At 71.9% G+C, this 23,573-nt stretch carries 24 protein-coding genes and 1 pseudogene; 12 read left to right on the top strand and 13 right to left on the bottom strand.

Going from position 1 to position 23,573, the window contains the following annotated elements:
- Nucleotides 1-23: 23 nt before the first annotated feature.
- Nucleotides 24-1,151 (bottom strand): citrate synthase 2, encoded by a 1,128-nt coding sequence (locus tag JYA75_RS25725; protein ID WP_006936122.1) that lies wholly within the window; start codon nt 1,149-1,151, stop codon nt 24-26.
- 245 nt (nt 1,152-1,396) lie between these two features.
- On the opposite strand from JYA75_RS25725, the gene pdxH reads away from it, so the two are divergent.
- Together pdxH and JYA75_RS25715 are read left to right on the top strand one after the other, a co-directional pair.
- Nucleotides 1,397-2,050 carry a pyridoxamine 5'-phosphate oxidase gene (gene pdxH / locus JYA75_RS25720; protein WP_029541828.1) on the top strand — a complete coding sequence of 218 codons (654 nt, stop codon included), beginning with the start codon at nt 1,397-1,399 and terminating at the stop codon, nt 2,048-2,050.
- Entirely contained in the window at nt 2,047-3,315 is a 1,269-nt protein-coding gene (locus tag JYA75_RS25715) for an MFS transporter (RefSeq protein ID WP_006936119.1), read from the top strand. Before pdxH ends, JYA75_RS25715 begins: the two co-directional genes overlap by 4 nt.
- A 4-nt stretch (nt 3,316-3,319) precedes the next feature.
- On the opposite strand, the gene JYA75_RS25710 is transcribed toward JYA75_RS25715, so the two are convergent.
- The 3 genes from JYA75_RS25710 to JYA75_RS25700 are packed head-to-tail and all read right to left on the bottom strand — an operon-like array spanning nt 3,320 to nt 6,031.
- Nucleotides 3,320-4,237 (bottom strand): MBL fold metallo-hydrolase, encoded by a 918-nt coding sequence (locus tag JYA75_RS25710; RefSeq protein ID WP_050034710.1) that lies wholly within the window; start codon nt 4,235-4,237, stop codon nt 3,320-3,322.
- A 22-nt stretch (nt 4,238-4,259) separates the two neighbouring features.
- Nucleotides 4,260-5,159, bottom strand: a complete 900-nt coding sequence (locus JYA75_RS25705) for a serine hydrolase (protein WP_006936115.1) — start codon at nt 5,157-5,159, stop codon at nt 4,260-4,262.
- A complete protein-coding gene (locus JYA75_RS25700; protein WP_185713790.1) occupies nt 5,156-6,031 on the bottom strand; it encodes a LysR family transcriptional regulator in 876 nt (291 codons plus the stop codon). Before JYA75_RS25700 ends, JYA75_RS25705 begins: the two co-directional genes overlap by 4 nt.
- Nucleotides 6,032-6,196: 165 nt before the next feature.
- Between JYA75_RS25700 and bla the strand changes: the two genes are divergently transcribed.
- From bla to JYA75_RS28960, 5 genes and pseudogenes are all read left to right on the top strand, one after another.
- Nucleotides 6,197-7,150, top strand: a complete 954-nt coding sequence (bla, locus tag JYA75_RS25695; RefSeq protein ID WP_185713789.1) for a class A beta-lactamase — start codon at nt 6,197-6,199, stop codon at nt 7,148-7,150.
- A gap of 24 nt (nt 7,151-7,174) precedes the next feature.
- Nucleotides 7,175-8,113 (top strand): aldose 1-epimerase family protein, encoded by a 939-nt coding sequence (locus tag JYA75_RS25690; RefSeq protein WP_185713788.1) that lies wholly within the window; start codon nt 7,175-7,177, stop codon nt 8,111-8,113.
- Between the two features lie 273 nt (nt 8,114-8,386).
- Nucleotides 8,387-9,685: a citrate synthase gene (locus JYA75_RS25685; RefSeq protein WP_037200579.1), complete on the top strand. Its 1,299-nt coding sequence runs from the start codon at nt 8,387-8,389 to the stop codon at nt 9,683-9,685.
- 26 nt (nt 9,686-9,711) lie between these two features.
- Nucleotides 9,712-10,062: pseudogene (locus tag JYA75_RS28965) on the top strand (FKBP-type peptidyl-prolyl cis-trans isomerase); the annotation flags it as partial.
- Nucleotides 10,063-10,065: 3 nt separating this feature from the next.
- Nucleotides 10,066-10,437 (top strand): FKBP-type peptidyl-prolyl cis-trans isomerase, encoded by a 372-nt coding sequence (locus tag JYA75_RS28960; RefSeq protein WP_231772932.1) that lies wholly within the window; start codon nt 10,066-10,068, stop codon nt 10,435-10,437.
- A 77-nt stretch (nt 10,438-10,514) separates the two neighbouring features.
- Here JYA75_RS28960 and JYA75_RS25675 read toward each other — a convergent pair whose 3' ends face one another.
- The 4 genes from JYA75_RS25675 to JYA75_RS25660 form a co-directional block, all read right to left on the bottom strand.
- Nucleotides 10,515-10,802: a hypothetical protein gene (locus tag JYA75_RS25675; protein WP_065922932.1), complete on the bottom strand. Its 288-nt coding sequence runs from the start codon at nt 10,800-10,802 to the stop codon at nt 10,515-10,517.
- 88 nt (nt 10,803-10,890) lie between these two features.
- Nucleotides 10,891-12,219, bottom strand: coding sequence for a HAMP domain-containing sensor histidine kinase (locus JYA75_RS25670; protein ID WP_029541838.1), 1,329 nt, complete (start codon nt 12,217-12,219; stop codon nt 10,891-10,893).
- Nucleotides 12,216-12,911: a response regulator transcription factor gene (locus JYA75_RS25665; protein WP_006936087.1), complete on the bottom strand. Its 696-nt coding sequence runs from the start codon at nt 12,909-12,911 to the stop codon at nt 12,216-12,218. Before JYA75_RS25665 ends, JYA75_RS25670 begins: the two co-directional genes overlap by 4 nt.
- On the bottom strand, nt 12,908-13,543 hold the full coding sequence (locus JYA75_RS25660; protein ID WP_006936086.1) for a TetR/AcrR family transcriptional regulator: 636 nt from the start codon (nt 13,541-13,543) through the stop codon (nt 12,908-12,910). The genes JYA75_RS25665 and JYA75_RS25660 overlap by 4 nt, the downstream gene beginning before the upstream one ends.
- 123 nt (nt 13,544-13,666) lie before the next feature.
- On the opposite strand from JYA75_RS25660, the gene JYA75_RS25655 reads away from it, so the two are divergent.
- Nucleotides 13,667-15,466, top strand: a complete 1,800-nt coding sequence (locus tag JYA75_RS25655) for an acyl-CoA dehydrogenase (protein ID WP_065922930.1) — start codon at nt 13,667-13,669, stop codon at nt 15,464-15,466.
- Between the two features lie 32 nt (nt 15,467-15,498).
- Here JYA75_RS25655 and JYA75_RS25650 read toward each other — a convergent pair whose 3' ends face one another.
- Nucleotides 15,499-16,086 (bottom strand): dihydrofolate reductase family protein, encoded by a 588-nt coding sequence (locus tag JYA75_RS25650; protein ID WP_161996940.1) that lies wholly within the window; start codon nt 16,084-16,086, stop codon nt 15,499-15,501.
- Nucleotides 16,087-16,168: 82 nt separating this feature from the next.
- Here JYA75_RS25650 and JYA75_RS25645 point away from each other — a divergent pair, with 82 nt between their 5' ends.
- Nucleotides 16,169-16,783 (top strand): TetR/AcrR family transcriptional regulator, encoded by a 615-nt coding sequence (locus JYA75_RS25645; protein ID WP_185713787.1) that lies wholly within the window; start codon nt 16,169-16,171, stop codon nt 16,781-16,783.
- Here JYA75_RS25645 and JYA75_RS25640 read toward each other — a convergent pair.
- On the bottom strand, nt 16,752-17,240 hold the full coding sequence (locus JYA75_RS25640; protein WP_006936080.1) for a CinA family protein: 489 nt from the start codon (nt 17,238-17,240) through the stop codon (nt 16,752-16,754). The genes JYA75_RS25645 and JYA75_RS25640 overlap by 32 nt on opposite strands.
- Nucleotides 17,241-17,320: 80 nt before the next feature.
- Between JYA75_RS25640 and JYA75_RS25635 the strand changes: the two genes are divergently transcribed.
- On the top strand, nt 17,321-18,376 hold the full coding sequence (locus JYA75_RS25635; RefSeq protein WP_185713786.1) for a YbdK family carboxylate-amine ligase: 1,056 nt from the start codon (nt 17,321-17,323) through the stop codon (nt 18,374-18,376).
- On the opposite strand, the gene JYA75_RS25630 is transcribed toward JYA75_RS25635, so the two are convergent.
- Entirely contained in the window at nt 18,348-19,103 is a 756-nt protein-coding gene (locus JYA75_RS25630) for a pyrimidine reductase family protein (RefSeq protein ID WP_185713785.1), read from the bottom strand. The two genes, JYA75_RS25635 and JYA75_RS25630, sit on opposite strands and share 29 nt — an antisense overlap.
- Before the next feature lie 37 nt (nt 19,104-19,140).
- Complete coding sequence (locus tag JYA75_RS25625) at nt 19,141-19,635, bottom strand: flavin reductase family protein (protein WP_185713784.1); 495 nt, start codon at nt 19,633-19,635, stop codon at nt 19,141-19,143.
- A gap of 83 nt (nt 19,636-19,718) precedes the next feature.
- On the opposite strand from JYA75_RS25625, the gene JYA75_RS25620 reads away from it, so the two are divergent.
- Both JYA75_RS25620 and JYA75_RS25615 read left to right on the top strand, forming a co-directional pair.
- The gene (locus tag JYA75_RS25620; protein ID WP_006936072.1) at nt 19,719-21,272 is read left to right on the top strand and encodes a YhjD/YihY/BrkB family envelope integrity protein; all 1,554 of its coding nucleotides are present in this window, start codon (nt 19,719-19,721) and stop codon (nt 21,270-21,272) included.
- On the top strand, nt 21,269-21,574 hold the full coding sequence (locus tag JYA75_RS25615; RefSeq protein WP_006936071.1) for a DUF3618 domain-containing protein: 306 nt from the start codon (nt 21,269-21,271) through the stop codon (nt 21,572-21,574). Before JYA75_RS25620 ends, JYA75_RS25615 begins: the two co-directional genes overlap by 4 nt.
- Nucleotides 21,575-21,665: 91 nt before the next feature.
- Here the strand turns inward: JYA75_RS25615 and JYA75_RS25610 are convergent, their stop codons facing one another.
- The gene (locus JYA75_RS25610; protein WP_168579277.1) at nt 21,666-23,558 is read right to left on the bottom strand and encodes a propionyl-CoA synthetase; all 1,893 of its coding nucleotides are present in this window, start codon (nt 23,556-23,558) and stop codon (nt 21,666-21,668) included.
- Nucleotides 23,559-23,573: the final 15 nt, after the last annotated feature.

The raw sequence follows: 23,573 nt of genomic DNA, 5'->3' as shown, positions 1-23,573 counted from the left end.
GGGCCGTCCGCCCGGCTCGCGGGTCAGTTGTGGGTGATGGAGTCCCAGCCCTCGACGCTCTCGGGGCTGCGCGGGTCCGGGCCGGTGTAGATCGCGGCCGGGCGCACCAGCTTGCCCAGGCGCTTCTGCTCGAGGATGTGCGCGCACCAGCCGGCGGTGCGGCCGCAGGTGAACATCGCCGGCATCATTGCGGCCGGGACCTCGGCGAAGTCGAGGATCACCGCGGCCCAGAACTCGACGTTGGTCTCGATGGCGCGATCGGGGCGACGCTCGCGCAGCTCGGCGAGGGCGGCCTGTTCGAGCGCCGCGGCGACCTCGTAGCGCGGGGCGTTCAGCCGCTTGGCGGTGTCGCGCAGCACCCGCGCCCGCGGGTCCTCGGCGCGGTAGACGCGGTGGCCGAAGCCCATCAGCTTGTCCTTGCGGTCGAGGATGCCCTTGACCAGCGCGCGGGCATCGCCGGTGCGCTCGGTCTCCTCGATCATCGGCAGCACGCGGGCGGGGGCGCCGCCGTGCAGCGGGCCGGACATCGCGCCGACCGCACCGGACAGCGCGGCGGCGACGTCGGCGCCGGTGGAGGCGATGACGCGGGCGGTGAAGGTGGAGGCGTTCATGCCGTGCTCGGCCGCCGAGACCCAGTACGCGTCGATCGCGGCGACGTGCGCCGGGTCGGGCTCACCCTTCCACCGCACCATGAACCGCTCGGTGACGGTCGCGGCCTCGTCGATGCGCTTCTGCGGCACGGCGGGCTGGTAGATGCCGCGCGCGGACTGCGCGACGTAGGACAGTGCCATCACGGCGGCGCGGGCGAGATTCTCGCGGGCGGTGGCGTCGTCGATGTCGAGGAGCGGCTCGAAGCCCCAGATCGGGGCGAGCATCGCCAGGCCGGCCTGGACGTCGACGCGGACGTCGCCGGTGTGGATCGGCAGCGGGAACGGCTCGGCCGGGGGCAGGCCCTGGCCGAACTTCCCGTCGACCAGCAGCGCCCACACGTCCCCGAACGTCACCCCGCGCGTGACGAGGTCCTCGATGTCGACGCCGCGGTAGCGCAGCGAACCGCCGTCCTTGTCGGGTTCGGCGATATCACTGGTGAAGGCGACCACGCCTTCGAGGCCGGCGACGAAATCCTCGGGTACAGACGCGCGCGATGCCATGACGGTTGGGCTCTCCTCGTTCGGTGCAACCCGGTCCGGGCAGCACTGCCGGTGAAGCGGGACTCGGCGGATGTGATCGGCGCCCCACTCCGTTCGTCGGTGCGACTGTAGTCCCCCGGACTGGACGCTCAGCGATGGGATACCCAGGAGTAGCGTCGAGCATCGTGTCCACCGATCCACAGCCCGGCGCCGAGAGCGCCGAGGGACTGCCTCCGGGTGCGGCCGAGCACGCCGACCTGGCCTCGATGCGTGTCGACTACACCCCCGCCGGCCCGCAGGGCGCCTCTGCCGCCGACGAGGATCTCGAGCCCGAGTGGCTCGCCGACGGGTGGCTGCCGCTGCTGCGCCGCTGGCTCGTCGACGCCGCCGCGGCCGGGCTGCCCGAGCCGAACGCGATGGTGCTCGGCACCGTCGACGAGCACGGGCGGCCCGTCACCCGCACCGTGCTGTGCAAGGGCGTCGACGCGGACGGGGTCACCTTCTTCACCAACTACGACTCCGACAAGGGCCGGCAGCTCGCCGCGACGCCCTACGCGTCGGCCACGTTCACCTGGATCCCGATCTTCCGCCAGGTCACCGTGCGCGGACCCGTCGAGCGGGTCGGCGAGCACGAGACCACCGAGTACTGGCACTCCCGGCCCCGCGGCTCCCGACTCGGCGCGTGGGCGTCGCAGCAGTCCCGGCCGATCGAGTCGCGGGCCGCGCTCGAGCACGCCCTCATCGAGGTCGCGGAGCGCTACGGCATGGACGCCGAGATCCCGGTGCCGCCGCACTGGGGTGGGCTGCGGATCCGTCCCGAGTCGGCCGAGTTCTGGCAGGGCCGCCCCAACCGCCTGCACAACCGGGTCCGGACCCGGCTGGTCGACGGGCGGTGGATCACCGAGCGTCTGCAGCCGTGAGGCGACTGCTCGCCGACACCACACCGCTCGAGAATCGCGACTACCGCCGGTTGTGGACCGCCGGCATCGTCACGGTCATCGGTGCCCAGCTCAGCGTGGTCGCCGTGCCGCAACAGATCTACGAGATCACCCGCAACTCCGCGTACGTGGGCCTGACCGGCGTGTTCGCCCTCGTGCCGCTCGTGGTGTTCGGGCTGTGGGGCGGGGCCCTGGCCGACGTGATGGACCGGCGCCGGTTGCTCACGCTCACCACCGTGGGCATGGGGGTGACGTCGCTGCTGCTGTGGGCGCAGGCCGCCGCGGGCCTCGGGAACGTGTGGCTGGTGCTGGTGCTGCTGTCGCTGCAGCAGGCCTGCTTCGCGGTCAACCAGCCGACGCGCGGCGCCGTGATCCCGCGACTCATCCCGAAGGGCCAACTGGCGGCGGCCAATTCGTTGAACATGACGGTGATGCAGTTCGGCGCCATCGCCGGGCCGCTGCTCGCGGGCGCCCTGATCCCCGTGCTCGGCCTGCCCACCCTGTACCTGATCGACACCGTCGCGCTGCTCGCGACGCTGTGGGCGGTGCTCGCGCTGCCGCCGATCCCGCCGACCGGGCAGGCCCGGCGGGCGGGCCTGCGCGAGGTGCTCGACGGGTTCCGCTACCTGTCCACACAGAAGATCCTGCTCGCCTCGTTCGTCGTCGACATCGTCGCGATGGTGTTCGGCATGCCGCGGGCACTGTTCCCGCAGATCGCCCACGATTCGTTCGGGGATCCCGCGCAGGGCGGGCTCGCGCTCGGCCTGCTGTTCGCGGCGATGTCGGTCGGCGCGGTGCTCGGCGGCGTGTTCTCGGGGTGGTTGCCGCGGGTGCGCCGGCAGGGCCTGGCGGTGATCGTGTGCATCGTCGCCTGGGGCCTGGCGATGATCGGCTTCGGCGTCGCGGTGGGCGCGGCCGAACCGGGCGGCACCGCGGTGTGGCTGTGGATCGCGCTGGCGTTCCTGGCGTTCGGCGGCGCGGTCGACATGGTCTCGGCGGCGTTCCGCTCGACGATGCTGCAGTCCGTCGCCACCGACGAGATGCGCGGCCGGCTGCAGGGCGTGTTCATCGTCGTCGTCGCCGGCGGACCCCGCATCGGCGACGTCCTGCACGGCGGCGCGGCCGCGCTGGTGGGCACCGCGATCGCCGCGGCGGGCGGGGGAGTGCTCGTCGTGGTCGGTGTGCTGGTGTGCGTGCTCGCCTTCCCCGCGTTCGTGCGGTACCGGGTCGACCGCACGATCCGCTGATCGGTTACCTCCAGGGATCCTCGCGCCGCCACACCTGCGGCAGGTGCAGGCGTACGCCGTCGCGTTCGGCGAGCCCGCCGAGGACCCGCATGGTGACGTCGAGATCGTCGCCGGCGTAGGGCAGCGCGCGCAGCGGCCGGTCGAGCGGGCGGAAGAAGTCGTCCCAGTGCACGAGCACCGCCCGCCGCGCGCCGACCGTGCCGACGGTCTCCGCCCAGTAGGTGCGGATGTACTCCTCGCTCTGCACGCCGAGTTGACCGACGCCGAGATAGACGACGTCGGCGCGCCGGCCGGCCAGCGCCCGGGGCCGGAATCCAGCACTGCCCTGGATCAGCAGGGTACGGCCGTCGGCGTGCGCGACGAACGTCGACCACGCCTCGCCGCACCGATACGCCGCAGCCCGTGCGGGCGGGACCACGGGCGCGTCGATCGTGCCCGGGTACCGGTCGGGCGGACAGTGCTCCGACGCGACGAGCGTGACGGTGAACCCGCCGAACCGCAGCGGCTCACCGGGGGTGGCGACGACGATCCGCTCCGGTGGAAGGCCGTGCCCGCGCCCGACGTTCGCGGTGGACTCGCCGCCGACGAGCACCGCACCCGTCCGCTCGGCGACGACCGCGGAATCGAGCACGTGATCGAAGTGGCTGTGGACGGGCAGCACGGCCGCGAGCCGGGTCGCGCCGGCGCGGGCCAGGCACGCGTCGATCCGGGCCGGGTCGGGTGCGAGCCGGCCCAGCGCGACGGCGCCGAGGCCCGGCCGGGTGAAGAAGCCGTCGGTGAGCAGCGCGTCGGTGCCGTCGTCGACGAGCAGGGTGGAAACGCCGAGGAACGTCACGGCCGGGCGGGACGCCGCCGTCGCTGCGGGGACGTCGAACCGGTCGGCGTAGGCGGCGAGGTCCGGGCGGCCGAGGCGCAGTCGCATCCGGTCATCGTAGGCGCGGGAATCACTCGTGCGGCGCCGGACGACGCAGCTCGGTGACCGCGATGCGGGCGGCCTCGGCGATCGCGGCGTCGACGACCGGCAGTACCGGGTCCACGCGCGCGGCCCGGGTGAAGACCGCCACCGCGACGGGCTGTTCGTGCGGGAACTCGACGACGGCGACCTCGTTGCGGATCACGCCGACGGTGCCGGTCTTGCCCGCCACCGACACGCCGCGGTGTGGGAACGCGGACGCGATGCGGTGCGGCCAGATCTGCCGGCGCATGACGGCGCGGACGAACTCGGTCTGCTCCGCGGACAGCACCCGCCCCGCCCACACCTCCCGCAGGAACCGGGTCATCTCCTCGGGCGTGGTCGCGCTCGTGTACGCCGGGTCGTACGCGGACACCGTCCACGCCTCGTCGTTGTCCGCGAGCGCCGCGAACGCCTCGGCGGTGGTGTGGGTGTCGGTGTCGCACACCAGACTCCGGTGCAGGTCGGCGGTGCCGCCGACGATCTTCGTCTGTGTCAGTCCCAGGTGGTCGAGCAGGCCGTCGAGCGGGCCCATACCGATCTCGCCGAGCAGCACGTCGGCGGCGGCGTTGTCGGACACCGTCATCATCGATGTCGCCAGGTCGCGCCGGCTCATGGTCACCGGGTCGTGCAGCACGGCGATGCCCGTCGGGCCGGGGGTGCACTCGGCGGGTGTCACGGTCAGCGGCGCGGTGGGATCGACCAGCCCGGCGTCGACGCATCGGCAGAACGCGACGAACAGCGGCAGCTTGTACACCGACGCGGTGACCACCCGCTCGCGACCGCCCACCGTCACCTCGTCGGCCGAGTCGTCGCACCGGCGGGCGTGCACCCAGCCGGTGCAGCCGGCGTCGGCGAACACGTCGCGGATCCTGTCCTCGGCGCTCCTCATCTCAGCCGCTCCCGGTACAGGACCCGGTCCAGCGCGTCCGCGTGCGCGTCGGCCCCCGGGCGACGGACGACTCGGACCCGTAGCGCGACCGCCTCCGGCGCCATCCGCAGCCACGCCACCCCGGGCGTCGCGGTGGGGGGCGTGGTGGTGAGCCCGAAGCTCGCGCCGGCGGCGACGGCGGCGAGCAGCGCGCGATCGTCGCGGGCGGTCGTGATCGTCGCGTCCAGGCCGCGCTCGCGCAGCAGGTCGCGGACGGCGTCGAACGCGGGCAGGTTGGCGGCACGGGGCGGGGCGGCGAACGTCAGCCCGGCAAGCATCGGGAAGGTGGGGCGCTCGGCGCCGGCGCTGCGATGATCCGACGGCACGACCACCCAGCGCGGCAGCCTGACGACGGGTCCCGGCTCGACACCGTCGACGAGGGCCGGATGCTCGATCACCGCGACGTCGCACAGGCCCGACCGCACGTCCGCGACGAGGTCGACGGTCGTGCCGACGGTGGTGGATACGGCGCCGTCCGCACCGACCGCCCCGCGCAGCGCCGTCACACACGCGGTCACCAGCCGGTCCGGGAGGGCCGCGGCCGCGCCCCAGTGCACGGTGCCGCGCGTGTGCGCGATCCGCTCCGACTCGGCGAGGAAGCGCTCGGCGTCGTCGACGAGCAGACGGGCGCGCGGCAGGAGTTGCACGCCGGCGGGGGTGAGCATCGCACCGTGGCGGGCGCGGTGGATCAGCTCGACGCCGAGGTGCTGCTCGAGCCGCCGCAGTCCCTGGGACAGCGGCGGCTGGGTCATGTCGAGTGCGGCCGCCGCCCTGCCGAAATGCCGCTCGTCCGCCACGGAGACGAAGAAGCGGAGATGGCGGATCAGGTCCATGGCGTCATTGAACCAGCGGGATCCGGGCCGGCAGTCGCGACGGCGAACCGGCCCCCGTCTCGCCGTCGAATCCGGCCCGGCCACCTGCGGCGATAGCGCAGCCGACTCGATGGTGGCGGCGTTCGGTATTGGCGTCCGCCACGGCCGCGATGCTGTTGTGCGGCGGTGACTCCACTTCGACGCGACCATTCCTCTCCGCTGACCCGCCGCCGGTTCCTCGTCTCCGCGCTGGCGGCCTCGGCGCTCTCCGCCGCCGCGGCGTGCGGGGCGCGCACCGAGGCGACGGTGCCGCCGCCGGGGCCGGAGGCCGGCGCTCGGTTCGCCCGGCTCGACGCGGTGCTCGCCGACCTCGAGGAGCGTCGCCGGGTCCGGCTCGGCGTGCTCGCCCACGATCCGGGGCGCGGGCTGACGTACGCCCGCCGGGCCGACGACCGGTTCGCGATGTGCTCGACGTTCAAGGTGTACGCGGCCGCCGCGATCCTGCGGCTCGAATCGCAGGGCAGTCTGCGGCTCGACGACACGGTTCCGGTCGATCCTGCGGACATCGTCGAGAACTCGCCCGTCACCTCCGAGGCGCAGGGCAGGACTCTGACGCTGGCGCAACTGTGCGACGCCGCCCTGACCCGCAGCGACAACACCGCCGGCAACCTCCTGCTGCGGCGGCTGGGCGGGCCCACCGCCGTGACCGCCTTCGCCCGGTCGCTCGGCGACACCGCCACGACCCTCGACCGCTGGGAGCCCGAGCTCAACAGCGCCGAGCCCGGCGACGTGCGCGACACCTCCACCGCGTCCGGTCTCGCGCGCGGCTACCGGGAGCTGCTGCTCGGGTCCGGCCTGCCCGCGGCGGGACAGCAGACCCTGACGGGCTGGATGCGGGCGAGTGTCACCTCCGGGCAGCGCATCCGGGCGGGGCTGCCGGCCGGCTGGACCGCGGCCGACAAATCCGGGGCCGGCCGGTACGGCACCGTGAACGACGCCGGGGTGCTGTGGTCCCCGGACGGTTCGCCGCTCGTGCTCGTGCTCCTCAGCGACTCGGTCACCGGGTTGCCGGACGCCGCGCACGACAACGCCGCGATCGCCGAGGCCACAGCCGTGATCGTCGAATCCCTGACCCGCTGAGTCCGTCCGCGGGACACTGGGCCCATGTCCGATCCGAAGAACTACCGGATCCGAGGGGGCGGGTACCGCGCGGAGGTCTCCAGCTCGGGGGCGGCCCTGCGGGTGCTCGAGCACGAATCGGCGACCGGGCCGTACCGGCTGACGGAGAGCTGGCCGGAGAACGAGCGGCCCCCGCTGCGCTCCGGCACGGTGCTCGCCCCGTGGCCGAACCGCATCCGGGACGGGCACTTCTACTTCGACGGCATCGAGCATCAGCTCGCGCTCACCGAACCCGAACGCGGCAACGCGGTGCACGGGTTCGCCTGGCATCGAGACTGGGTTCTGGTTTCCCACAACGATTCTCGCATCGAGCAGGCGCTGGATGTGGGGCTGCACAAGGGGTGGCCGTACCAGCTGCGGCTCACCGCGATCCACGAGGTGGGCGACGACGGGCTCACCGTCACGCACACCGCCACCAACGTGGGCGGCTACCACTCGCCGTTCGGGCTCGGGGTGCATCCCTACGTGCGTGCGGGCGACGCCCCGCTCGACGAGTGCACGCTGCGCCTGGCCGCCGGCACCCGGCTGCCGCTCGACCCCGGGCGCGGACTGCCGAACGCGTACTCCCAGCCGGTCGAGGGCACCGAGTTCGACTTCACCGCGCCGCGGCCGCTGCGCGGGGTCGAGCTCGAGGCCCCCTACAGCGCGCTGGACGTGGACGTGGACGGCCGGGCCCGGCACGACCTGCGGGGCCCGGACGGCAGGGGCGTGCAACTGTGGGCCGGGCGCGAGTTCGCCTGGCTGCAGGTGTTCACCGCCGGTGCCGTCCCCGAGCTCGAATATCCGGGGCGGGGGCGGGCCCTGGCGCTCGAGCCGATGACGTGTCCGCCGGACGCCTTCAATCTCGGCATCGATCTCGTCGTGCTGCAGCCCGGGGAGACGTGGACGGGCCGGTGGGGCCTGACCGCCCTGCCGGCCGCCTGACCGGTTCCCGCACCGCCGGTGCACCGGCGGTGCGGACACGCCGACGGGCGCTCACCGCGACGGCGCAGGGAACGTGATATGCAATATCGACGCAGGTGAGCGCCGTTGCGGGGGGCACGACCGACGGTTTCGGTGCCGTCGTGGCACACCGCCGATCCGGCGCGATCCGGGACCTTCGACGGACCCTCCCTGGGCACATGGCCTGCGCAAGGGCTAGGTTCTACGTGAATGTTCGGAAGAATCGCGTTGATCTGAGCTTGAGAGGGATCCTTCGTGCCCGCTGAGAATGACACCCGACCCACCCTCAGCTACCCCGGTGGCGAGCACACAATGTCTATCGCCAAGGCGACGGAAGGCAACGACGGCATCGAGCTGGGCAAGCTCCTTGCGGAGACCGGGTACACCACCCTTGACCCCGGTTTCGTCAACACCGCCTCCACCACGTCGGCCATCACCTTCATCGACGGGGAGAAGGGCATCCTGCGGTACCGCGGATACCCCATCGAGCAGCTGGCGGAAAAGTCCACGTTCATCGAGGTCAGCTACCTGCTGATCTACGGTGAGCTGCCCACCGCGGAGCAGCTCGAGGTCTTCACCGACAAGATCCGCCGGCACACGCTGCTGCACGAGGATCTCAAGCGCTTCTTCGACGGCTTCCCGCGCAACGCGCACCCGATGCCCGTCGTCTCCAGCGCCGTCAACGCCCTGTCGGCGTACTACCAGGACGCGCTCGATCCCGACGACCCGGAGCAGGTGGAGCTGTCCACCATCCGGCTGATGGCCAAGCTGCCGACCATCGCGGCCTACGCCTACAAGAAGTCCGTCGGTCAGCCGTTCCTGTACCCGGACAACTCGCTGAACCTGGTCGAGAACTTCCTGCGCATGACCTTCGGCTTCCCGGCGGAGCCGTACCAGGTCGATCCCGAGATCGCCCAGGCCCTCGACATGCTGCTGATCCTGCATGCCGACCACGAGCAGAACTGCTCGACCTCCACGGTGCGGCTCGTCGGTTCCTCCGACGCCAACCTGTTCACCTCGATCTCCGGCGGCATCAACGCGCTGTGGGGCCCGCTGCACGGTGGCGCCAACCAGGCCGTGCTCGAGATGCTCAACGAGATCAAGACCAGCGGGGGCGACGTCAAGGAGTTCGTCCGCAAGGTCAAGAACAAGGAAGACGGCGTCAAGCTCATGGGCTTCGGACACCGCGTCTACCGCAACTACGATCCGCGGGCGGCGATCGTGAAGAAGACCGCCGACAGCCTGCTCGCCAAGCTGGGCGGCGACGACGACCTGCTGCAGATCGCGCAGGCCCTCGAGGATGCCGCGCTCACCGACGACTACTTCATCGAGCGCAAGCTGTACCCGAACGTCGACTTCTACACCGGTCTGATCTACCGGGCGATGGGCTTCCCGACCCGCATGTTCACGGTGCTGTTCGCACTCGGCCGCCTGCCGGGCTGGATCGCGCACTGGCGCGAGATGCACTCCGACCCGACGCTGAAGATCGGCCGCCCGCGGCAGATCTACACCGGTTACACCGAGCGCGACTACAACAGCATCGACGCACGCTGACCCGTCCCCTACCGGAAGACCGATACATGAGCAGCAAGCCCGAGATCGAGTTCCAGGAGGGTCCCGCCCCGACCGGCCTGGTGGTCAAGGACCTCACCGTCGGCGAGGGCGCCGAGGCGACGCCCGGAGCCAAGGTCGAGGTCCACTACGTCGGCGTCGAGTTCGACTCCGGCGAGGAGTTCGATTCGTCGTGGAGCCGCGGCGAATCCATCACCTTCCCGCTCAGCGGCCTGATCGCCGGCTGGCAGGAGGGCATCCCCGGCATGCGCGTCGGTGGCCGCCGGCAGCTGACGATCCCGCCGGAGATGGCGTACGGCCCGGCCGGCTCGGGTCACCGTCTCGCCGGCAAGACCCTGGTCTTCGTCATCGATCTGCTCGGGGTGGAGGCCAAGCCCGAGGTGCCGGAGATCGAGCCGGCGACCGGCCCGGCTCCCGCCGAGCTCGTGATCGAGGACATCACCGTCGGGGACGGGCCCGAGGCGCAGCCCGGGTCGGTCGTCGACGTGCACTACCACGGCGTCGAGTACGACACGAACGAGGTGTTCGACTCCTCGTTCGCCCGCGGCGAGTCCGTCAAGTTCCCGCTCGGCCGGCTCATCCCCGGCTGGCAGGAGGGCATCCCCGGCATGAAGATCGGCGGTCGCCGCAAGCTGACGGTGCCCCCGCAGCTCGCCTACGGCCCGGCCGGGTCCGGGCACCCGCTCGGCGGCAAGACCCTGGTCTTCGTCATCGACCTCCTCGGCACCGAGTAGGTCCCGCCCACGGCCGGAGCCCCGCATCGCCTGTCGCGATGCGGGGCTCCGTCGCATGCGGGGGATTCCCGCGGGAGTCAGTGCCGGACGAAGGGGGTGGGGGCGATGTCGCCGCTGTCGAGGAAGTGCCACTGGTCGTCGCTGCGGCAGATCCGCCCGTCGAACCGGGAGCCGTGGTTGCGGAACTCGGTGCGCTGGAAGTTGCCGTTCCTGTCGAAATGCGTGATGGCGCAACCGCGGTCGTGACGGTCGCGGCGGTCGTGGTCGTCGCGGTGGTCCGAGGACGCGGCTGCGGTCCCGGCACCGCCGAGGACCGGCAGGACGATCAGCGCGGCGGTGACGATCAGCTTGCGGCTCTTCGACATTCGGATCTCCTGGGATCGGTGGAGGGGCTGCCTACGATCCTGCGCCCGCCCCGTCCCGCGTCGTAGTGACCCGAGGGGTGGAAAACGTTCACCCCGCCGATCCGGCGAGCCGCACCGTCAGCCGGGCCCCGCCGAGCGGGCTCGCCTCCAGCCGCGCCGCGCCGCCGTGCAGCGCCGCCTGCTGCGCCACCAGCGCCAGCCCCAGCCCGGAGCCGCCCCTGGCGGCGCCGCTGCCCCGGCGGAACCGCTCGAACACCACGCCGCGCTCGTCGGCGGGCACCCCGCGGCCGTCGTCGTCGACGGTGAGCACGGTGTCGGTGCCGTCGGCGGTGACCGCCAGCCGGATCCGGCGGGCGTGGCCGTGCCGCACCGAGTTGGCCACGGCGTTGTCGACGACGAGCCGCAGTCCGCTCGGCAGCGCCCGGATCTCGCGTCCCGTCTCGCCGACCACCTCGATCTGCACGCCGGGATGCCGGCTCATCGCATCGGCGGCCGCGGCGTCACAGATCTCCACCGGGTCGGTGGGCACGAAGTCCCGGGAGGTGGACAGGTCGCCGCGGGCGAGCCGCTCGAGGTCGGCGAGAGTGGACTCGACGCGGCTCTGCGTCCGGGTGAGGTCGGCGAGGATCTGGGTGCGCTCCTCGACGCTCAGGACGTCGCCGGTCGCGTCCAGGGTGGAGAGCACCTCGAGGTCGGTGCGCATGGCGGTCAGCGGGGTCCGCAGCTCGTGGGCGGCGGCAGCCGCGAAGTCCCGCGCCGTGGCGAGGGCGGCGTCGGTGGCGGCCTGGGCGCGGGCGACGTCGCTGAGCATGTCGCCGGCCGCGGCGGCGAGCTCGTCGGCCTCGCGGATGCCGGAGCGCCGCGGCGCGAGCGTCGGTTCGCGGGCCACGATCCGGCGCGTGAGGTCCACCAGGGGACGCACGGCCCGCCCGCCGAACACCCAGCCGAGGGCCGTGGCGACCGCGACGGCGATCGCACCGGCGACGGCGAGCTGCCGGTGCTGCTCGGTCGTGATGTCCTGCGCCTCGGCGTAGGGCACGGCGACGGACAGGAGCGAGGGCACCCGGTCGGTCGGCGCGGTGTACGTCCGGTAGGCGGTGCCGCCGAGGTCGACGGTGTGGGCGCCGGGGGAGAGGACCGGCAGTTCGGTCGGGGTGCTGCTGAGCAACCGCCCGGACTCGGTGCGGATGGTGACGGCGAAGGCGCCGGCGTCGCCCAGGGCGGGCAGGAACAGACCGGCGGTGCCGGCGTTGGCGACCAGCACCTGTGTCGCCGTCTCGAGGCGGCGGTCGAGCTGCGCGAGGTTGTTCCGGGTGATCGCCAGCGCGACGAGCACGCCCAGGACCGCGACGACGAGCGTGGTGCCGAGCGCCGTGGCCGCGGCGACCCGTGCACGCAGCGAGAAACGGTGTGTCACGCCTGATCCCGCAACACGAAGCCCACCCCGCGCACGGTGTGCACCAGCCGTGGCCGCCCGCCGGCCTCGAGCTTGCGGCGCAGGTAGCCGACGAACACGTCGACGACGTTGGTGTCTGCGTCGAAGTCGTAGCCCCACACCAGGGTCAGCAGGCGGTCGCGGCTCAGGACGATGCCCGCGTTGCGGGCGAGCACCTCGAGCAGTTCGAACTCGCGCTTGGTCAGCTCCACGTCGCTGCCGTCGATGCGCACCCGGCGGCCCGCGGTGTCGAGTTCGAGCCCGCCGACCCGGACGACGGAGCCGGCGCCGGGAGCGCCCGGCACGCTGCGCCGCAGCATCGCCCGGATCCGCGCGACGAGCTCGGCGAGCACGAACGGCTTCGTCAGGTAGTCGTCGGCGCCGCACTCGAGCCCGGCGATGCGGTCGTCGACGGTGCTGCGCGCGCTGAGCACGCAGATCGGGATGTCGTGACCGCCGGCGCGCAGGGCGGTGACCACGCCGGTGCCGTCGAGGACCGGCATGTTCATGTCGAGCACCATCGCATCGGGGCGGTGCCGGGCGACGACGTCGAGCGCCTGGGTGCCGCTCGCGGCGGTGAGCACGTCGAACCCCGACAGGCGCAGCCCGCGCTGCAGGGAGGCGAGGACGTCCTCGTCGTCGTCGACGACGAGGACGGTGGCTGGCTCGGTCACCCCTGCATTGTGCCCGCGCCGAGCATGCCGAGGACGAGCTCGACGTAGTTGCCCGCGAGCGTGTCGACGTCGATACGGCCCGGCTGGTACCAGCGAGCGACGTCGATGCCGAGGGACAGGATCGCGAGGGCGGTGGTCGGCACGTCGCGGACGGTGAACACCCCGGCCGCGATGCCGTTCTCGATCTCGGCGCGGATCACGGCGTCGGTGTCGCGGCGGATCGCGGCGATCGTCCGGTAGTGCTCCGGGGTGAGGGCGTGCAGTTCGTACTGCGCCACCCGGCAGACGGTGTGGTGCACGGCGTGGGTGCGCACGAAGCCGTCCACGATCGCGCGCATCCGGTCGGCCGGCTCGGTGGCGGAGGCGGCCGCGGCGACGACGGCGTCGAGGACGTGCTGGTGCCCGATGCGGCTGGCCTCGAACAGCACCTCCTCCTTGGACTTGAAGTGCACGTACAGTGCGGCCGGGCTCAGGCCTGCGCCGACGGAGATGTCACGGGTGGTGGTGGCGTGGTAGCCGCGACGGGCGAAGGACTCCACGGCCGAGCCGATGAGACGACGCGCGACGTCGGATTCGACCTCGGTGAAGATGCCGGTGAGGTCGTCCCGGTCGGTGATGGGCGTGTCGATCATGCTGGGGTCTCTCCGTCGCCGTGCTGGTCCGTTGACATCATGCACCGTCGTTGCTGTACTAAGTGAGCGCTTAGTGAATCTATGGCCGCTGAGTGAATCCGTGGCACTGTGAAAGGAACCTCCATGCCCGCTCCCGTCCTGTCCCGGCGTGACCTCGACTTCCTGCTCTACGAGTGGCTGAACGTCGAGTCCCTCACCGCGCGGACGCGGTTCGCCGAGCACTCACGGGAGACGTTCGACGCCGTCCTCGACCTCAGTGCGGACATGGCCACCAAGCACTTCGCGCCGCACAACAAGAAGGCGGATGCCCAGGAGCCGCGGATCGGCGACGACGGCAAGGTCGAGATCATCCCCGAGGTCAAGGCGGCGCTGGAGCTGTTCGCCAAGGCCGGGCTCATCGGGTCCTCGTTCGACGAGGAACTCGGCGGCATGCAGCTGCCGGTCACCGTGCTGCGTGCGGCGATGGCCTGGTTCCAGGCCGCGAACGCCGGCACCTCGTCCTACCCGTTCCTCACCGTCGGCAACGCGAACCTCATCGCCACCCACGGCAGCGAGGAGCAGATCGCCACCTACGTGCCGTCCCTGCTCGAGGGCCGGTTCTTCGGCACCATGTGCCTGTCCGAGCCGCAGGCCGGATCGTCGCTGGCGGACATCACCACCAAGGCCGTGCCGCAGGACGACGGCAGCTACCGGCTCACCGGCACCAAGATGTGGATCTCCGGCGGCGACCACGAGCTGTCCGAGAACATCGTCCATCTCGTGCTGGCGAAGATTCCCGGTGGTCCGGCGGGGGTCAAGGGCATCTCGCTGTTCATCGTCCCGAAGATCCTCGTCGGCGGGGACGGGCAGCTCGGCGAGCGCAACGACGTCGCCCTCGTCGGTCTCAACCACAAGATGGGCAACCGCGGCACCACCAACACGCTGCTGAACTTCGGCGACGGCACCTTCACCCCCGGCGGTCGCGCCGGCGCCGTCGGCTACCTGCTCGGCGAGCCGCACAAGGGCCTGGCGTACATGTTCCACATGATGAACGAGGCCCGCATCGGCGTCGGGTTCCTCGCCACGTCGCTCGGCTACGCCGGCTACCTGCAGTCCCTCGAGTACGCCCGCACCCGCACCCAGGGCCGCCCCCTCGGGGACAAGGACCCGTCGTCGCCGCCCGTGCCGCTGATCGAGCATGCCGACGTGCGCCGGATGCTGCTCGCGCAGAAGGCCTACGTCGAGGGCGCGCTGGCGCTGGGGCTGTACTGCTCGACGCTCGTCGACGAGCAGCAGACCGCCGAGGACGAGGAGGCCCGCACCCGCGCCGGGCTGCTGCTCGACATGCTCACCCCCGTCGCGAAGTCCTGGCCGTCGCAGTGGTGCCTCGAGGCGAACAGCCTGGCGATCCAGGTGCACGGGGGCTACGGCTACACCCGCGAATTCGACGTCGAGCAGTTCTACCGGGACAACCGCCTCAACCCCATTCACGAGGGTACGCACGGCATCCAGGGGCTGGACCTGCTCGGGCGCAAGGTGGTCATGCAGGGCGGGGCGGGGCTGGCGCTGCTCGGCGAGACGATCGGGCGGACCGTCGCGCGGGCCGTCGACGCCGGGGGCGACGCGGCCCGCTACGCCGGGCAGCTGCAGGCGGCGGTGACGCGTGTCGCGGCGACCACCGCCCGGCTGTGGTCGACCGGCGATCCCGAGGTGGCGCTGGCGAATTCGTCGGTCTACCTCGAGGCCGTCGGGCATGTGATCGTCTCGTGGATGTGGCTCGAACAGCTCCTCGCGGCCGGGACCCGGGAGGGCGGCTTCTACGACGGCAAGCGTGCCGCCGCCCGGTACTTCTTCGCGTTCGAACTGCCGAAGACGGGTCCGCAGTTCGACCTGCTCGACAGCCTGGACCGGACCACGCTCGACACCGATCCCGCCTGGCTCTAGGCGGCTGCGCCGCCGGTGTGTCCTTTGGGCGGTCAGGGCCGCCCAAAGGACACACCGGACGCGAAGCGGCACACCGTGACGCCGCTGTCGAAGGTCTTCGTCTCGAGCCGGGTGAAGCGGTGCGGCTCGAACCCGCGGCGGAACAACGGGATTCCGTCGCCGACGACGATCGGGTTCACCTTCAGCACCAGTTCGTCGATCTCGGGCAACAGCGCCCCGGCGAGCGAGCCCCCGCCGCACAGCCAGATTCCCAGTCCCTCCTGGCGTTTGAGGTCGCGCACGTACTCGAGCGGATCGGTGGCCACGAGCGTGACCGTCTCGTCCGGCGCCTGGGTCATCGTCGTGGTGAACACGTACTGCCGCAGGTGCGGGTACGCGCTCGTCAGCCCGGCGTCGCGGGCGGGCTCCCACGTGCGCCGGCCCATCACGACGGCGTCGAAGTGCTTCGGTGGTCCCTCGATTCCGAGGGGTCCGCGGGCGTGGACCGGAAACGTCTCCGGAAACTCCCGCAGGAGGTATCCCATGTGGTCGCCCTCGACCGGGAAGAAGTCGAACCCGCCGGCCGGGTCGGCGACGAAGCCGTCGAGCGTGGTCGCGACGTAATAGGTCAGTTTTCGCACGAAGGGCTCCTCGGATCGTCGACTACAACACCTGTGGTGGTCAAACTACAACAGGTGTTGTGGTCGATGCTAGAGTTTTTTCATGGCAGCGAATCCCGAGCGCCGAGCACAGCTCGCGGATGCCGGCCTGCGCGTGCTCGGCGCGGACGGCGCCCGCAGGCTGACCCACCGCGCCGTCGACCGGGAGGCAGGAGTGCCCCTCGGCACCTGCGCGAACTACTTTCCGACGCGGGACGAGCTGCTCGGCGCCCTCGGTGCGCGCATCTTCGAGCGGCTCGCCCCCGATCCGGACCGGCTCGAGGCGCTCGCCGGCCGGACCCCGAGCGTCGACCTCTACATCGACTACATGCGATACCTCGTCGAGCGCACCACCGCCCAGCCGGACCTGACCGTCGCCCTGATGGAACTGCGCCTCGAGTCCCGCAGAAGCCCGGGACTCGCCGAGGTGCTCGGCGCGACGCTCTCCCGCAACTACCGGCTCGACGTCGAATTCAACGACGCCGCACAGTTGCCCGCCACCGTGCTCGAGGTCGCCCTGCTGCACTACGCGATCGACGGGCTGCTGCTGGACCTGCTCACCACCTCCATCGGTGCCGACGCCACACCCGACGAACTCGTCACCGAACTCGTCACCCGGCTGCTCGGCCGGGCGGGCACCGGCCCGCTCAGCTCGCCGCGCGGTCCGCGAGCAGAGTGAGCGCGTGAAAGACCGTCTCGGCCAGCACGTCCTCGGGCTCGCCCGGGAAGAACTTCTCCTCGGCGTGCGTCGGCCCGCGCCCGGCCACGGCGAACCACACCGTGCCCGGCTCCTGCCCGTCCTGGCTGTCCGGGCCGCCCGCCCCGGTCACCGCCACCGCGAGGTCGGCGCCGAGCAGTTCGACCGTCGACTCGGCCATGGCGCGCGCCGCCGCCTCGCAGACCACCGGGCCCTCCGGCACCCGCAGCAGCGAGTGCTTCACGGCCCGGGAATAGGCGACGATGCCGCCCCGGAACCACCCTGCGCTGCCCGGCGCGGCGCCCAGCCGGGCGGCCAGGGCGCCGGAGGTGAGCGACTCCGCGCACGCGACGGTCAGATCGCGGTCGGCGGCGAGCTCGCCGATCCGCTCGGCCGTCGCGCTGGACCGTGCGGATCCTTCGGGAACGTCGTCGGGCATGGGGAACTCCTTCCGCCGGATGCTGTCCGGACTCTACCGGCCGGCGTGTCGCCGCCGGCGGCAACGGGTAGCCCGCAACCATGAACCCCGAAACCTCCGGCGCGGCGCCGGGCGACGGCGTCACCATGGGTGTGGAGGAGGAATTCCTCCTCGTCGACCCGGCGACGGGTCACCCCGCGCCGGGGTTCGACGCGGTGTGCGGCCGGCTTCCGGGGGTACCCGGGGTGACGTTCGTCGGCGAACTGCACCCGACCCAGATCGAGGCCGTGGGCGGGGTGTGCCGGACCCTCGCGGAGCTGCGGACCCGGCTGACCTCGTCCCGCTCCGCCCTCGACGCCGCAGCCCGCCGATGCGGGCTGCGGGTCGCCGCCGTCGGGGTCCCCGAGTCCGACGCCGGACCCGGCACCCTCGTCGCGGCGGGTCGGCGGGCCGCCATTGCCGAGCGGTACCGCGCGCTGGTCGACGACTACCACGCCTGCGGCTGCCACGTGCACGTCGGCGTCGCCGACCGCGACACCGCGGCCGCCGTGGTGAATCATCTGACCCCGTGGCTGCCCACGCTCGTCGCGCTCGGCGCCAACTCCCCGCGGCACGGCGGCCGCGACACGGGCTACGCGAGCTGGCGCATCGTGCAGCAGAGCCGGTTTCCCGGCTTCGGTCTGCCCCCGTACCTGCGTTCGGCGCAGCACGCCGCCGCTCTCGTCGCCCGCCTGGTCGACGCCGGGGTGCTGCTCGACTCCCGGATGACGTTCTGGCTCGCCCGGCCGTCGGTCCACGTGCCGACGGTGGAGATCCGCGCGGCCGACACCGCCCCAACGGTCGACGGCACGGTCCTGCAGGCGGCCCTGGGCCGGGGCCTGGTCGGCGCCGCTCTCGACGATCTGCGCCGTGGCGTCGAGGTGCGGCCGGTCGAGCCGGACCTCGGTGCGGCGGCGGTGTGGAGCGCCGCCCGGTACGGTCTCGACGGCCCGGCGGTGGACGTGCACACCGGCACCCGGATCCCGGCCCGGGACATGCTCGCCCGCCTGCTGGACCGCGTCGCGCCGACGCTGCGGGCGCACGGCGATCTCGGCGTGGTGCAGAAGCTCCTGGCGGGGCCCCGCCCCGTCACCGCTCCCCGCGTATCCACCGGGTGAGGACCGTGCCGTCGTCGTCGGCGAGGACGTGGGCGGGCCGCATCGACGTCACCGCCGTCTGCGGGGCGGTGGCGATGCGTCCCTCCGGACCTGCGGCGAGCAGCGGCGCCAGCGTGAGGCACAGGTCGTCGACCACGCCGTCGGCGATCAGCTGACCGAACAGCCGCGGCCCGCCCTCGCACAGCGCGCGGGTCCAGCCCGCCGCGGCCAGCGCGTCGCGCACCGCGTGCCCGTCGATCGAATGCTCGGCGATCACCCGCACGTCCGCGCCGGCGGCGGCGAGAGAGCGACGACGGGTCCCGGGCGCGGTCTCGCACGTGAGGACGACCGGCGCGACGGTGGTGTCGGTGAACAACCGGCACCCGGGGTCCAGGTGGCATGTGGCGGTGACGACCGCGACGGGCGGCACCTCGCTCAGGCCCGCCTCGAGGCGCCGCTCGCGCAGCGCCGCGCTGGTGCGGGCACCGCCGTAGTTCTCGCCGCGTGCCGTGCCCGCGCCCACGACGATCACGTCGGCCAGGCCCCGCAGCAGCCCGAACACCTTCTTGTCCGACGGTGTGCCGAGCCCACCCGAGCGTCCGTCCACGGCGACGGCCCCGTCGAGAGAGGAGACGAAGTTGACCCGGATCCACGGCGACCGCAGATCGGCCGGATACGCGTAGAGGGCCCGCAGTTCGTCGTCGTCGAGCGGGCGGGCCGGGCAGGTCGGATCGTCGAGGCGCCGCATCGCTCGATCACACCACGCGTCGCGGCGCCGTGGGGAATCAGGGCGCGTGCCCGGCGTCGAGGTCACGGACGTCGCCGTGCCGGATCACGTCGTTCAGTTCGCCGTGGCACTCCCCGCCGTCCGGGTCGAGCAGGAATCCGACGTGGTCGCCCAGCGCGGCCCGGCCGACGACGCGTCCGCTGAACCACGCCGGGACGCCGTCGAGGACGGGCAGGCCGTGCGGCCCGTCGTGCCACGCGCATCGCGAGAACTTGTCCACCTCGTCGCCCGTCTCGCCGCCGAACAGGCGCGCCAGGGGGAGCTGGTCCCGTCCCAGTACGTGGACGGCGAGATGCTCGGCGGCGGTGGCCACCCGGAAGGTGCGGTTCGAGGTGGACAGCCCCACCAGGAACCGGGGTGGGTCGATGCTGGCCTGGGTGGCGAACCCCACCAGGCACCCGGTGCGCTCCTCGAGGACCCGGGTGGTGACGACGAACACCGGTTGATCCAGGCGGCCGACGATCGAATGGAACACCGTGTGTGCACTCGTCATGCCTTCATTCCTACGCCGCTCGGCCTCCTGTTCCGGCCGGTCGCGGCGTTTGGTCCCCACCGTGTACGGGTAATCGCGGCAACATGACGGCCAAACACGGCGACCCCGACGTGGCGGAGGACTTCCCGCGACCGGACGATTCTCGCAAACCCGACTCGCCGACCGACCTGACGAAACCGTCGTGGAAGTTCGTGCTGCGCAAGACCGCTCGCGAGTTCAGTCATGATCAGTGCACCGACCTCGCCGCCGCGCTGACGTACTACGCCGTGCTGTCCCTGTTTCCGGCGCTGCTCGTCGTCGTGTCCCTGCTCGGCGTGTTCGGCCAGGGCCAGAGCACCGTGGACGCGGTGATGCAGATCGTCGAGGATCTCGGCCCGGCCACCGCCGTGGACACGCTCCGCGGCCCGGTCGAACAACTCGTGCAGGCGCCGGCGGCCGGGTTCGCGCTCGTCGTCGGTATCGCCGGTGCGCTGTGGTCGGCGTCGGGTTACGTCGGCGCGTTCGGCCGCGCCATGAACCGCATCTACGAGGTCGACGAGGGACGCCCCATCTGGAAGCTGCGGCCGTGGATGCTGCTCATCACCGCCCTCGCGCTGATCGCGATGGGCGCGACGGCCCTCATGCTCGTCGTGAGCGGTCCCGTGGCCCGGGCGATGGGGGACGTGATCGGGCTCGGCGAGACTGCGGTGACGGTCTGGAACATCGCGAAGTGGCCCGTGATCCTGATCCTGGTGATCATGATCGTCGCGGTGCTGTACTACGCGACGCCGAACGTGACGCAGCCGAAGTTCCGCTGGATCAGTGCGGGTGCCGCCATCGCGATCCTCGCGTGGATCGTGGCGTCGGTCGCGTTCGCGTTCTACGTCTCCAACTTCGGCAGTTACAACGAGACCTACGGCTCCCTCGCCGGCGCGATCGTGTTTCTCCTGTGGTTGTGGATCACCAACCTCGCGCTGCTGTTCGGCGCGGAGTTCGACGCCGAGCTCGAGCGTGGACGTCAGCTGCAGGCCGGCATCGAGGCGGAGGAGACGCTGCAGCTGCCGCCGCGGGACACCCGCAACATCGAGAAGAACGAGGAGAAGCGGCAAGAGGACATCGACCGCGGCCGTGAACTCCGCCTTGCGCACACCGCGTCGGCCCGCGAGGGCGCCGACGACGATGCGGAGGGCGACAGATCGGACCGAGACGTCGCACCACACCGAAAGGACTCGACGATGACCGCGTCCCCCGGCGGCACGCACAGTGCCACGGACCCCAGCGAACTGTCCACCGCGCAACTGATCGAGCGGCTCACCACCCAGGTGCCGACCCTGGTGCGCACCGAGGTCACCCACGCCCTCGACGAGGTGAAGGCCAAGGGCACCCGGATGGGCGTCGGCGTCGGCATCGCCGGTGCCGGGCTGATGCTGATCTACCTCGGCGTCGGCGCCCTCATCGCGACCGCGATCCTGGGGCTCGCCACCGTGCTCTCCCCGTGGCTGGCCGCGCTGATCGTCTCGTTGATCGTCCTGGCTGTCGGCGGCACCCTGGCCGCCGTCGGCAGGTCGCGGGCCAAGAACTCGGCCCCACCGGTACCCAGCGAGACGGCGGAAAGTATCCGCAAGGACGTGAACACCGTGAAGGAGCATGTGCGATGACCGGTCCCGACCCCGCACGCAACACCGAGGCCGCCGACGCGGTGCCCAGCGTCGAGCAGCAACGCGCCGAGCTCGCCGAGACGGTGGAGGCCCTCGCCCACAAGGTCGACGTCCCGGCCCGCGCGAAGTCGGCCGCCCAGGAGAAGGTGCACGAAGTCCAGGTGAAAGCGCAGGAACGTCCCCAGATCGTCGCGGCCGTCGTCGGCGGCATCGTCGCGGCGCTCGTCGTGGGCCGGGTGGCGCGCCGGCGCGGCAAGCGCAACGGCAAGCGCAAGGTGGTGCGCCGCCGCCGCAAGCACTGAGCGGGAGGTCTCCTTGTCGAGAGGGAGGTTGTTGCGGCATCGCCCGAAAGGGCTCCGCAACAACCTCCCTCTCGACGTTGCGAGCGGCGAGCTATCCGCGCAGTTGCTGCTCGAGCGCCTCGAGCACCGACGGGTCCTCGATCGTCGACGGCACGGTGTACTGCTCGTGGTCGGCGATCTGCCGCATCGTCTTGCGGAGGATCTTGCCGGAGCGGGTCTTCGGCAGCGCCTGCACCACGGTCACGTCACGGAATGTGGCGACCGCGCCGATCTGCTCGCGCACCATCGCCACGAGTTCCTGCCGCAGCGTCTCCGGGTCGATCTCGACGCCGGACTTGAGCACCACGTACCCGGACGGCCGCTGGCCCTTGAGCTCGTCGCGGATGCCGACGACCGCGCACTCGGCGACGGCCGGGTGCGACGCCACCACGGCCTCCATGCTTCCGGTCGAAAGCCGATGGCCGGCAACGTTGATGACGTCGTCGGACCGGCCGAGGACGAACACGTAGCCGTCCTCGTCGACGTAGCCGGAATCGCCGGTGAGGTAGTAGCCCGGGAATGTCTCCAGGTACGACCGCCGGTAGCGGTCCTCGTCCTGCCACAGCCCGGTCAGGGTGCCCGGGGGCAGCGGCAGAGCGATCACGATGTTGCCCTCGGTGCCGGCTTCGACGGGCTTGCCCTCGGCATCGACGATGTCGACGCGGTAGCCCGGTACCGGCACGGTGGGCGAGCCCGCCTTGATCGGCATGGGGTCCAGGCCGCGCAGGTTCGCGGCGATCGCCCAGCCGGTCTCGGTCTGCCACCAGTGGTCGACGACGGGCCGGTCGAGTACCTTCGTCGCCCACTCGTAGGTGTCCGGGTCGAGCCGCTCGCCCGCGGCGAAGAGCGTACGGAGGGAGGAGATGTCGTAGTTCTCCAGCTCCTTCGCCTCGGGGTCGGCCTTGCGGACGGCGCGGATCGCGGTGGGCGCGGTGAACAACGCGACGACGCTGTTCTCGTTGATGATCCGCCAGAACGCGCCGGCATCCGGTGTGCCCACCGGCTTGCCCTCGTACATGACGGTGGTCGCGCCGATCAGCAGCGGGCCGTAGACGATGTAGGAGTGGCCGACGACCCAGCCCACGTCGGACGCGGTCCACCACACGTCGCCGGGGGAGATGTCGTAGATGTTGCGCATCGACCAGGTCAGCGCCACCGCGTGCCCGCCGTTGTCGCGCACCACGCCCTTCGGCTTCCCCGTGGTGCCGGAGGTGTAGAGGATGTACAGCGGGTCGGTGGCCGCGACGGTGACCGGCCCGGCCGGGTCCGCGTCGGCGGTGAGCTCGTCCCAGTCGAACCACGTGGCGACGGAGGCCTTGTAGTCGGCGGCCGAGCCCGGGATCATCTCCCGGTTCTTGACGATCACGGTGTGCGGCGGGGTCTGCGACAGTGACAGTGCCTGCTCGACCATGGGCAGGTACTCGACGGTGCGGCCCGGCTCGAGGCCGCCGGAGGCGGTGACGAGCAGCACCGGCCGGGCGTCGTCGATGCGGGTGGCGAGTTCCTTGGCGGCGAAACCGCCGAACACCACCGAGTGCACGGCGCCGATGCGGGCACACGCGAGCATCGCGATCGCGGCCTCCGGGATCATCGGCATGTAGATCACGACGCGGTCGCCGGCGACGACGCCCTGATCGCGCAGCACCCCGGCGAAGGCCGCGACCTCGTCCAGCAGCTCGGCGTAGGTGTAGGTGCGCTTGGCGGGGACCATCGCCGAATCCCAGATCAGGGCGGGCCGGTCGCCGTGCCCGGCCTGCACGTGCCGGTCGAGGGCGTTGAAGCTGGTGTTGAGCGTGCCGTCGGGGAACCAGCGGAACGACGGGGCCTGCGAGCCGTCGAGGGCGCGCGTCGGCGCGTTCACCCAGTCCACGGCGCGGGCCGCCTCGAGCCAGAACCCCTCGGGGTCCTCCACGCTCTGCCGGAAGGCCTCCGCGTACGAGCTCATCGATTCGCATCCTCT

The sequence above is a fragment of the Rhodococcus sp. PSBB066 genome, from assembly GCF_017068255.1.
Taxonomy (GTDB): domain Bacteria; phylum Actinomycetota; class Actinomycetes; order Mycobacteriales; family Mycobacteriaceae; genus Rhodococcus; species Rhodococcus aetherivorans.
The sequence above is the reverse complement of the archived record's forward strand: the minus strand, read 5'-3'. Positions and strand labels throughout refer to the sequence as shown.